Annotated in this window: 5 protein-coding genes and 1 pseudogene; 4 read left to right on the top strand and 2 right to left on the bottom strand. The window is 39.4% G+C overall.

Translation table 11 applies throughout. The features are described 5' to 3' along the window. From PE36_RS20045 to ihfA, 4 genes are all read left to right on the top strand, one after another. The coding region (locus PE36_RS20045; RefSeq protein ID WP_006033914.1) for an EAL domain-containing protein at window positions 1-2,854 on the top strand (2,854 nt) is incomplete at its 5' end. Window positions 2,855-2,944: 90 nt separating this feature from the next. Beyond that, on the top strand, window positions 2,945-3,928 hold the full coding sequence (pheS, locus tag PE36_RS20040; protein ID WP_006033913.1) for a phenylalanine--tRNA ligase subunit alpha: 984 nt from the start codon (window positions 2,945-2,947) through the stop codon (window positions 3,926-3,928). 14 nt (window positions 3,929-3,942) lie between these two features. Continuing rightward, the gene (gene pheT, locus PE36_RS20035; protein WP_006033912.1) at window positions 3,943-6,330 is read left to right on the top strand and encodes a phenylalanine--tRNA ligase subunit beta; all 2,388 of its coding nucleotides are present in this window, start codon (window positions 3,943-3,945) and stop codon (window positions 6,328-6,330) included. Window positions 6,331-6,333: 3 nt separating this feature from the next. After that, window positions 6,334-6,627, top strand: a complete 294-nt coding sequence (ihfA, locus tag PE36_RS20030; protein WP_006033911.1) for an integration host factor subunit alpha — start codon at window positions 6,334-6,336, stop codon at window positions 6,625-6,627. Between the two features lie 130 nt (window positions 6,628-6,757). Here ihfA and PE36_RS20025 read toward each other — a convergent pair. Together PE36_RS20025 and rne are read right to left on the bottom strand one after the other, a co-directional pair. Beyond that, window positions 6,758-8,312, bottom strand: a pseudogene (locus PE36_RS20025) (SulP family inorganic anion transporter). 159 nt (window positions 8,313-8,471) lie between these two features. Next, complete coding sequence (gene rne / locus PE36_RS20020; protein WP_043994897.1) at window positions 8,472-11,858, bottom strand: ribonuclease E; 3,387 nt, start codon at window positions 11,856-11,858, stop codon at window positions 8,472-8,474. Window positions 11,859-12,246: the final 388 nt, after the last annotated feature.

Below are 12,246 nucleotides of genomic sequence, written 5' to 3'. Positions count from 1 at the left end.
CTTTAGCCTAAATACTACGTTTGCACAAGCAGAAGGGATCGTCATAGACTCTGATTTTGAAGTTGGCCGTCTCGGGTTAACAACAAAATATTTTGAGGATAAAACCAATTCATATACGTTTGATTATTTGTCACAGAGACAGTCGGCTATCCCATGGGTTAAAAGCAATCAAGCACATTTTAGCGTTGGGTTCTCAGATAGCACATTCTGGTTTAAGGGAGAGGTGGTCAATAAAGCCGATGTTGAGAAATACTTAATTCTCGATTTTGGTGATTCATTATTAGATTACATCGATTTATATTTAATTCATGATGATAGTAGAGTGCTTGTGAAAAGGCTCGGTACTCGTCGTTATGACGACGATAACATGTCTAATTTAACGTTTGCTACCGGCTTTAAGATCGGTGCAGGTGAAACAATTCACTACTTTATACGTATTAAAACAACTGCATTTTTACAAACACCGTTAGCCATTTGGAATGCGAACGATTATATTGATGACAAATCACAACATAAATTGATGGTTGGTATATTCATTGGCTTGTTCTTGATGATGGTATGTTACTTGACCTTTTTGTATATTCATCTTCACGAAGCGAGATTGGTTCAATACATAGTGTTTATTATATGCTATTTATCAGTGATATGGATAATCGAAGGTTTTGGCTTTATTTATAAAATTGATATTATAGTGCAGTATTACGATTCAATAATTGTCGTGTTAATGGGGGTTATTGGATTAAATCTTAGTTTGTTTGCACGACAACTGTTGAAATTAAGATACCGTGCTTGGTTTTCATTATCTACCAGAATATTAATCACTTCTTCCATTATCGTCATTTTAAGTCCGCTGTTATTCTCATTTAAAATCAGCATTATACTAATATCTGTTTTAGCATTAGGTATTACACTATTGTCGATAGTATGTGGCTTATTTTTTATTCATGATGAATCTAAAGATGTCCGTTTTTATGTTCTGTCGTTGGTATATTTCATACTTGGTATTGATATACACATTTTAACGCGTTTCGGTTTACTTAGTGAATTTGAGTTTGCTGATTATGTTTCAGGGTGTTCAGCATTGATAGTTCTGATTTATTTATGCTGGAACTTCGCAAAACAAATGGCACATGACCGGATCGTGAAAAAAGATGTAGAGAAGCAAATGATATCGGTTAATGAACGCTATTATAGTGTGTTCCAAAATGCAGCTGAAGGCATGTTTACGACATCAATCGAAGGCAATATATTGGCGATTAATAAATCGATGTGCCGGACGTTAGGTTTTATTAATCTTGAAGACATGAATAAATCTGGTCATTCGAAAGCGGATGAATTCTATGCTGACCCACAGCTTCGTGCAACTATAATGGAGACCCTGCGTGTAGAAGGGGAGGTAAATAGCGTTGAAATGTCAGGATATGATCGTTATGGCGAAATATTTCATGGCGAGATTAATATGCGTTTAAATATTCAAGCGGATATTACCGTTATTGATGGTTCATTTGTTAACACTACCAAGCGTAAACAGCATGAGATAAAACTGGAGTCTATCGCTAAATATGATCAGTTAACGGGATTAGTTAATCGTTCACATTTTGAGAAGCTTGTTGGTGCGTCACTAGAAGCTAATCGCTCGGTACTGGAAGATAACATTCTGCTTTATCTTGATCTTGATCAGTTCAAATTGGTTAACGACATATGCGGTCACGATGTCGGTGATTCATTACTGAAAAAAATCACGGTTGTTTTAAAATCATTTCTTGACGAAAGTGCGATATTGGCGCGTCTTGGTGGCGATGAGTTTGGTATTCTACTCAATCACACAAACTTTGATAATGCACTCGAAGTCGCGGATACGATTCGTTGTGGAATCGAAGATTTTAGGTTTACTCATAATGGACGTCATTTTGTGTTGGGTGTAAGTATCGGCGTTGTGACATTGGACGAATCAATTGAAAATTTTTCACAAGCATTAAGTCTCGCTGATACTGCATGTTTTACAGCAAAAGAACAGGGACGTAACCGCGTTCACGTATATAGTAAATGCAATGACGTCATGTTGGGCCATCAACGTGAAATGCGTTGGATTGGGGTTTTACGTGAAGCGTTAGATGAAAATAGATTTGAACTCGCGTTTCAGACCATTAAGCCGTTGTCAGCCTCAATTAAGGAAGGCTATCGTTACGAAATATTACTCCGTTTAAGAGATGAAGATGGTAATTTACAATCGCCAAGTGAATTTATTGCCGCCGCTGAAAACTATAATTTCATGTCACAGCTTGATCGTTGGGTCGTTAAAACATACTGTCAGTGGCTATCTTCTAATCCCAAACACCTTGCTAACCTGAGCTCTGCTTCAATTAATTTATGTGGCCAATCTTTAGTCGATAGGAGTATGCACAGTTATATTGAAAACACGATATTGACGTATGGTATTCCGCCAGAAAAACTTTGTTTTGAAATTACAGAAAGCCAAGCAATTATGGATTTCGATCAAACGATTTTGTTTATGAATAAATTTAAAGCACTAGGGTGTCGTTTTAGTTTGGATGATTTTGGTAGTGGCTTTTCTTCATACAGTTATATTAAACGATTACCTATTGATCAACTTAAAATTGATGGTTCATTTGTTAAAAATATTGAAACAGATAATGTTGATTACACGATGGTTAAGTCATTTAATGAAATTGCAAAGGCAGTTAATATTAAAACGGTAGCTGAATATGTGGAGAATGAAAACATTAAAAATATCCTTTCAGGAATAGGTATTGATTATGTTCAAGGCTATTTAATAGCCAAACCTGCACTTTTAGTCGATTTAGTTGATAATGAGCAACTTGATTCAGCTTAAGTACTAGCACTTCTGCTTACTTTTAAGTAAAATCATCCATTACTGAATGAATCTATTCACTTTTCCTGCCAACAGGGTGATAAGAAAAACATGCAACACCTCAAAGAAATAATAGTACAGGCCGTAGAAGCCGTAGCTAACGCAACAGATCTCGCAACATTGGACACTGTTCGTGTTGAGTACCTTGGTAAAAAGGGTATTTTAACTGAACAAATGAAGACATTAGGTAAACTGCCTCCAGCAGAAAAGCCTAAAGCTGGCCAAGCGATCAACCTTGCTAAACAAGAAATTCAAAAAGTCATTAACGATAAACGTGATGCATTTCAGCAAGCTGTTTTAGATGCTAAATTAGCAGAAGAAATGATTGATGTTACTGCACCAGGTCGAACTAACCTTAATGGTGGTTTACATCCTGTAACACGTACTATCGAACGTATTGAATCATTTTTCGGTGAATTAGGTTTCGCTGTTAAATCTGGTCCAGAAGTTGAAGATGATTATCACAACTTTGATGCATTGAATATCCCTGAGCACCATCCTGCTCGTGCGGATCACGATACATTTTACTTTAATCCGAAATTAGTACTAAGAACACAAACGTCTGGTGTTCAAATTCGTACGATGGAAGTTGAAAAACCACCTATTCGAATTATTTCGCCAGGCCGTGTTTACCGTAATGATTACGATCAAACTCATACACCAATGTTCCACCAAGTAGAAGGTCTATTTGTGGACGAAAAAGTAAGTTTTAGCGAACTGAAAGGTGTGTTACACGATTTCCTAAATAACTTCTTTGAAGAAGATTTAGAAATTCGCTTCCGTCCTTCTTATTTCCCATTCACAGAAACTTCTGCAGAAGTTGATGTTATGGGCAAAAATGGTAAATGGTTAGAAGTACTAGGCTGCGGCATGGTACACCCTAACGTATTAGCTTCTGTTGGAATCGACCCTGAGAAATACTCTGGCTTTGCCTTTGGTATGGGTGTTGAACGTTTAGCGATGCTTCGCTATGGCGTTAACGATTTACGTTCATTTTTCGAAAATGATTTACGTTTCCTCAAGCAGTTTAAATAAGATAGGACTTCATAATGAAATTCAGTAATGAATGGTTACAAACTTGGGTCAAACCAGGTCTTACAAATGAAGAGCTCGCTCATCAAATCACGATGGCCGGCTTAGAAGTTGACGGTATTGATGCTGTTGCTGGTGATTTCACTGGTATCGTTGTAGGTCACGTTGTTGAATGTGGTCCGCATCCAGATGCTGATAAGTTACAAGTGACTAAAATTGATATTGGTGCTGAAGAGTTAATTGACATCGTATGTGGTGCAACTAACTGTCGTGCTGGACTAAAAGTTGCGGTTGCAACCGTTGGTGCTGTATTACCAGGTGATTTCAAAATTAAAAAAGCCAAACTACGTGGTCAACCATCACACGGTATGCTTTGTTCTGAATCTGAAATGGGTATGGCTGAATCAGCTGACGGTATCATGGAATTACCGTCTGACGCGGTTCCTGGTACTTGTATTCGTGAATGTCTTGGTCTTGATGATGTTACTATCGAAGTTGACCTTACTCCTAACCGTGCAGATTGCTTAAGCATCGCTGGTATTGCGCGTGAAGTAGGTGTTTTAAATAACATCGCTGTTACGGCGCCTGAGTGGACAAATGTAACTGAAACAAGTACAGAAACTGTAAGTGTTTCTGTCACTGCTACAGAGCAGTGCCCTCGTTATCTTGGTCGTGTTATCACTAACCTTGATATGTTGGCAAAGACACCATTATGGATGGTAGAGCGTCTACGTCGTTGTGGTACTCGTTCAATCGATCCAATCGTTGACGTTACTAACTACGTATTGCTAGAACTTGGTCAACCAATGCATGCATTTGACCTTGCTACTTTAACGGGTGCTATTAATGTTCGCCTTGCAACTCAAGATGAAAAACTAACATTACTCGATGGTAATGAAGTTAAGTTGAATGACAATACACTTGTTATTGCTGATGACAGCGGCGCAATCGCAATGGCTGGTATTTTCGGCGGCGAAAAAACAGGTGTAACGGCTACAACAAACTCTATTTTACTTGAGTCTGCATTCTTTAGCCCGTTAGCTATTACTGGTCGTGCTCGCGCATACGGTCTGCATACAGATTCTTCACACCGTTTCGAACGTGGTGTTGATTCAGAGCTTCAATATAAAGCGATGGAACGTGCAACACAGTTGATCGTTGAAATCTGCGGTGGTGAAGTAGCACCTGTTGTTGATGTGACTACAGAGTCTGCATTACCGACACATGCGCCAATTAACTTACGTCGTCATCAATTAGATAAAGTGATTGGTTTCCATGTTGAAGATGCGAAAGTAACTGATATTTTAAACAGTTTAGGTCTATCTCCTACGTTTGAAAATGATACATGGACAGTCACTTCGCCATCTTTCCGCTTCGATATCGAAGTTGAAGTAGATTTAATTGAAGAAGTAGCCCGTGTATTCGGTTATGACAATATCCCAAATGTTGCACCTGTTGCGCCATTGAAGATGACAGATCATAATGAAGCAACATTACCTGTTCGTCGTATTCGTGATTTAATGGTTAACCGTGGTTTCCAAGAAGCAATCACATATAGCTTTGTAGATCCAAAACGCCAATTATTACTACACCCTGAAGCAGATCATCTCGTCTTGCCACATCCAATTTCAATTGAGATGTCAGTAATGCGTGTTAGCATGTTTACCGGTTTGATTGAAGCTGTTGTCTCTAACCAAAAGCGTCAGCAACAACGTATTCGTTTATTTGAAACTGGTCTTACTTTTATTAAAGATGAGTCAGTTGAAAATGGCGTGCTACAAGTTCCTATGCTTGGTGCCATTATTGCTGGTACAGCGAATGCTGAATCATGGAATCAAGAAAGCAAGTCTGTAGACTATTTCGACCTTAAAGGTGATTTAGATGCATTATTAGACCAAACATGTAATTCAGATGAATTTGTACTTAAACGTGCAAGTCACCCGGGTTTACATCCTGGTCAAAGTGCTGAAATCTTCCATGGTGGTCGTTCTGTTGGCCATATCGGTGCTGTACATCCGTCATTAGAGAAGAAGTTAGGCCTAAATGCTTCAACGATTATTCTAGAGATTGAACTTGCAACATTAACATCTCGCAAGTTACCGCAAGCTCTTGAAGTTTCTAAGTTTCCTGCTAACCGTCGTGACATCGCTATGATTGTTAAAGACGACGTTAATGCTGGTGATGTTCTGAACTTTATTAAAAAAGTTGGCGGGAATCAGTTAGTTGGCATAAACTTGTTTGATGTATACCAAGGTACAGGTGTTGTAGAGGGTCATAAGAGCCTGGCAATCAGCTTAACCTTACAAGATATCTCACGCACCTTGGAAGAAAAAGAAATATCAGAAGCAGTTAATAATATTGTTGAAGGTATTTCATCTGAATTCAATGCATCCTTGAGGGATTAATTTATGGCACTAACCAAAGCTGATATTGCTGAAACGTTATTTAACGATGTTGGTCTGAGTAAACGTGAATCTAAAGAAATGGTAGAAGCTTTTTTTGAAGAAATCCGTTTATCTTTAGAAGTTAATGAACAAGTTAAAATATCTGGTTTTGGTAATTTTGACCTTCGTGATAAAGGTGAACGACCTGGTCGTAATCCTAAAACAGGTGAAGATATACCAATTACAGCTCGTCGCGTTGTGACTTTTAAACCAGGTCAGAAATTGAAAGCGAAAGTTGAGACTATCTCAAAAGATTAGAATTTAATTAGATAATAAAAAACCGGCGAATGCCGGTTTTTTTATGCCTGTTATAAATGTTCATAACTGTGACAGATATATTATTACCCTACAACATAATAAAAGGAAGTAGGGTAAGTGTTAAAAGGAATTAACTGTCTAGTTTATCTGATGCAATATGGTATTCAGGATCTTCAATTAAGTTCACTTCAATCATATCACCAGCACGCTTCATTAATTGTTTACATTCTAATGAAAGGTGACGAAGGTGTAATACTTTACCTGCCGCAACATAACGCTCAGCAAGTGTATCGATCGCTTCAATTGCTGAGTGGTCACATACACGTGAGTTAGCAAAATCAATGATTACATCTTTAGGATCTGCAGCAGTATCGAATAGCTCTAAGAAGTGGCTAACAGAACCAAAGAACAGTGGACCATTCACTTTGTATACTTTACTACCAGACTCTTCGACAGATTTTTCAGCATTGATATGTGCGGCATGTTCCCAAGCAAAACGTAATGCAGAAACAATAACACCGATGATCACAGCAACAGCGAGATCAGTAAATACAGTAACAACCGTAACAAGCACAATTACAAATGTATCTGCCTTTGGAATTTTACGAATTACACGGAAAGTTGCCCATTCAAATGTACCAATCACAACCATGAACATAACACCAACAAGTGCAGCTAGTGGAATAACTTCAATAAGTGATGAGAAGAACAAGATGAAGAGTAATAGTGAAATAGCAGCGGTAATACCAGATAAACGACCGCGGCCACCAGAGTTAATGTTAATCATAGATTGACCGATCATTGCACAACCACCCATAGCACCAAAGAAGCCGCTTACGATGTTTGATGCACCTTGAGCAACACATTCACGGTTACCTTTACCACGCGTACCAGTCATCTCATCAATGACGGTTAATGTTAGTAGTGACTCAATCAGCCAACTGCAGCAAGGATTAATGAGTAGTAAGATGACATAAAGTGTTTCTAGGTAAATGGCACACTTGCAATACTGAATGTCGTAGTGAACAAAAGATAGTTGCATTGTCATCACCTGTCATAGAACGAACAAAATCGACAACAGTACGTGTATCTAGACCCATGTAATAAACAATTAGCGTTACTGTTACAATCGCAACGAGTGAAGAGGGCACTGCTTTTGTTAATTTAGGTAAGAAATGAATGATCGCCATCGTTAAAGCAACTAAACCAAGCATAATGAATAATTGGGTATCTTGTAGCCAAGCTAGATTACCATTACTGTCGGTAAACTTGAATTGACCTAGTTGCGCTAAGAAGATAACAATCGCAAGACCATTCACAAACCCCATCATTACTGGGTGAGGCACAATACGAATAAATTTCCCGAGTTTAAATATACCCGCGAGCACTTGCAGTAGACCTGCAAGTACAACAGCGGCAAATAAATATTGCACGCCATTGTCAGCTACAAGCGATACCATTACAACCGCCATTGCACCGGTTGCACCAGAGATCATACCCGGTCGACCACCAAAAACTGCAGTGATTAAACCGACCATAAATGCTGCATATAAGCCAACTAGCGGTTCAACACCCGCTACAAAAGCAAATGCAATCGCTTCAGGCACAAGTGCGAGTGCGACGGTTAAACCAGACAAAACATCATTTTTTACTGATGCTATCGAATATTTTGGAAATTCAAACATAAATTATAAGTTACCGAGTTGTCATTAGTGAATAAAATAAAAGGACCATGTAAATGTGACATGATCCTAGTTATTAAAAGTGTATTTAGTAAGTACTAAAAAAGCCGCATAACATGCGGCTTTTAGATTTAGCTAATAGTTATTGTTTAATAATAGTTATTATTTAGCTAATTTGGTTGGTGATGTGCTTTGTGAAGAAGCAAATTGACTACCACCAGGTCCAGCCGCTACATCAATAGATGGGCGTTGAACAACACCAACTTTAGCAACAAAGTTAGTTGTCGAAGGCGCTACCGGTTGAGGTGTCGCCATTTGAACCGTGAAGTTAGTTTTCTTTGATGTAGTGCCCTGTACTTGTAATGCAGGTACAGATGTTACTTCGATAGCTTGGTAAGAAACCGGAGTTTCAGTAACAACAGGCGTTTCAGCAACAACTGGTGTTTCAGCAACAACCGGTGTTTCAGCAACAACCGGTGTTTCAGCAACAACTGGCGCTTCAGTAACAACTGGCGCTTCAGCAACAACCGGTGTTTCAGCAACAACTGGCGCTTCAGCAACAACCGGTGTTTCAGCAACAACTGGCGTTTCAGCAACAACTGGTGTTTCAGCAACAACTGGTGTTTCAGCAACAACCGGTGTTTCAGCAACAACTGGCGTTTCAGCAACAACTGGTGTTTCAGCAACAACTGGCGTTTCAGTAACAACAGGCGCTGCGCCTGGACGAGTCGCAGGGGCTGTATGCATTTGGCGTGTTACGGATTTAGTTTCAATCTTTACACGTTCAGCCGATGATTTAGCTGTTGGTGTTACTATCACTGATGTAGTTTCAGCTACTGGTGCTGGTTTTGCCGCTGCCGCTGTATGCATAACAGGTTTAGCTGCTTTAGCAGTAACAGGCTTAGTCACTGCAGCTGTAACCGGTTTAGTCACTGCAGCTGTAACTGGTTTAGTCACTTCAGCAGTAACTGGTTTAGTCACTGCAGCTGTAACTGGTTTAGTCACTTCAGCAGTAACTGGTTTAGTCACTGCAGCTGTAACAGGTTTAGTCACTGCAGCTGTAACAGGTTTAGTCACTGCAGCTGTAACAGGTTTAGCCACTGCAGCTGTAACTGGTTTAGTCACTTCAGCAGTAACTGGTTTAGTCACTGCAGCTGTAACAGGTTTAGTCACTGCAGCAGTAACAGGTTTAGTCACTTCAGCAGTAACTGGTTTAGTCACTTCAGCAGTAACCGGTTTAGTCACTTCAGCAATAACAGGTTTAGCTACTTGCTCTGTTTGTACTTGAGCATGTTCAGTTTTTTGAACATCACTAGTCTTCGCATTTCGAGGGCTACGACGAGTACGCTTAGCGGGTTGAGCGTTTTCATCACGCTGAGGCTTATCAGAAATAACCGATGTTTCAGCATTTTGCTCTGATTCAGTAGTTACTTTCAGCTCGTTGCTGGTCACTCGTACTTTTTTACGCAGGTTACGGCGTTGACGGCGTTCAGCTAAAACAGCTTGATTTTGAGCGCTACCTTCTTCTTTTCTTTCTTTTACGTCTTTCGACTGTACAGCTGGTTTGTCTTGAGTCGGTGTTTTTGGCTTAGCTTCGAACTTATTATGTTGTTTTACTTCAACGTCTGCTTTTTTATTTGCGTCTTGTTGTTTGTTCTCAACATTTTCAGGATTGCGAGGCTTGCGATTGCGACGATTGCGTGGTTTACGCGGCTCATCACTATCACTGTTACTCGGGGTTTTATCCGCTACCGGTTTTTTAGGCGCTTGTTTAACCGTTTCTTTAACAACAACTTTTTCATCGCTTGCAAAGAAACCTGTAATTGCTTTACCAAGACGACTAAACACTGATTCTTTATGAGCAATTGGCTTAGCTGATTTCGCTTGAGCAGGTGCTTTAGGTTTTGTATTGGATGTTGCTTTTTTAACCGTTTGACTTGGTCTAACCGATGCCACTTCAGGTGTATTCATCTGTTGCACAAGCGGCTGAACTGTTTCGTTATTTACTTTTGGTTCGTAACGGGTGAATTCACGAGGTTGTGCTAAATCAGTACTCGATAATTCTGAGCTATCGTCATCAGCTTTAACACGAGAAACTTCGAAATTAGGTGTTTGTAAGTTCTCATTTGGAATGATGAAGCTTTTAACTTTATAGCGTTTCTCTAAACGTAGAATTGAGTTACGTTTTTCATTTAACAGATAAGCAGCAACAGGAACAGGAACTTGCGCTACGATGTGATTGGTATTCTCTTTTAGCGATTCTTCTTCGATTAATCGAAGAATAGACAGTGCTAAAGATTCATTATCACGGATCGTACCTTGGCCATCACAGCGAGGGCAGACATGCGTACTTGATTCTCCAAGAGAAGGGCGGATACGTTGACGAGACATTTCCATTAAACCAAATCGTGAAATGCGGCCTAGTTGAATTCGAGCGCGATCTTGTCGCACTGCATCTCTTAGGCAATTTTCAACTTCGCGTTGATTTTTAACCGGACCCATATCGATAAAATCGATAACTACAAGACCACCTAGATCACGTAGACGTAGTTGACGAGCAACTTCATCTGCAGCTTCTAAGTTAGTGGTTAACGCAGTCTCTTCAATATCACCACCGCGTGTTGCACGTGCAGAGTTAACATCGATAGAAGTGAGGGCCTCAGTTGGGTCAATAACAATTGAACCGCCTGATGGAAGACGAACTTCGCGTTGGAATGCTGATTCGATTTGGGTTTCAATTTGGTAATGATTGAATAAAGGTACATCACCTTGATACAATTTAATACGGTCGATAAAGTCTGGACGTATTAATTTGATGCGGTTCTTAGCTTCTTCAAACGCTTTTGGATGGTCAATAAGGATCTCACCAATATCACGTCGAAGATAATCGCGGATAGCACGGGCTATCACGTTACTTTCTTGATGGATTAAGAAAGTACCTTGTCGATCTTTTGCGCTGTCTTGAATGGCTTGCCAGTGATTTAACAGTACTTTAAGATCCCAATCGAGCTCTTCTGCAGATTTACCCACACCAGCAGTACGAACAATAAGTCCCATGCCTTCTGGTAATTCTAATGTAGCAAGCGCAGTTTTTAGTTCTGTACGCTCATCACCTTCGATACGACGTGAAATACCGCCTGCACGAGGATTGTTTGGCATCAAAACAAGGTAACTACCGGCTAAACTAATGAAAGTTGTTAATGCTGCACCTTTGTTACCACGTTCTTCTTTTTCAATCTGAACGATTACTTCTGTACCTTCTGCAATCACGTCCTTAATGCTTGGACGTCCACGTTGCTTACCAGTACCTTGTTTGAAGTAGGCGCGAGAGATTTCTTTAAGAGGAAGGAAACCGTGGCGGTCTGCACCATAATCAACAAAAGCAGCTTCTAAGCTTGGTTCTACGCGGGTAATTTTACCTTTATAGATATTCGCTTTCTTTTGTTCATGGCCAGGGCTTTCAATATCTAGATCATAAAGGCGTTGGCCATCTACTAGCGCAACGCGCAACTCTTCTTTTTGAGTTGCATTAATTAACATTCTTTTCATTTGATTATGTTACTTATAATTTAATTTTCATGCTTGGATAAATTAGTTAGACGTACATCTGGCCTTGTGTCTGTAGATAATCAACCTCTCGGCTGTTTAAATTAAGGCGCTGTTAGATGCTCTAAATGTGATCAAGTGTCTTACGATTATTTCTGCACTTATTAGATTCCATCAATAACTAACGTGTATAATTGCATTCGAAAAGGTGTCATACATAGAAGTTGAATTGCGGGAGGTGGTATCCAGTTGGATAAATGAAACTCCCTATCAACGTACACCTTATATACAAAATGTACGCTAAAAATCTGCAGCAAGAATAACGGCATCCTGGTTATTCTGAAATTATTAGAATAAATAAATGATTATTTATACCAATAGCAGATATACT

This window comes from Moritella sp. PE36 (assembly GCF_000170855.1).
Lineage (GTDB): Bacteria > Pseudomonadota > Gammaproteobacteria > Enterobacterales > Moritellaceae > Moritella.
This window is presented reverse-complemented; position numbering and strand designations above follow the sequence as displayed.

Coding starts and splice junctions, on each gene's coding strand:
- pheS (WP_006033913.1), top strand. CDS start 2,945: ATGCAACACCTCAAAGAAATAATAGTACAGGCCGTAGAAGCCGTAGCT.
- pheT (WP_006033912.1), top strand. CDS start 3,943: ATGAAATTCAGTAATGAATGGTTACAAACTTGGGTCAAACCAGGTCTT.
- ihfA (WP_006033911.1), top strand. CDS start 6,334: ATGGCACTAACCAAAGCTGATATTGCTGAAACGTTATTTAACGATGTT.
- rne (WP_043994897.1), bottom strand. CDS start 11,858: ATGAAAAGAATGTTAATTAATGCAACTCAAAAAGAAGAGTTGCGCGTT.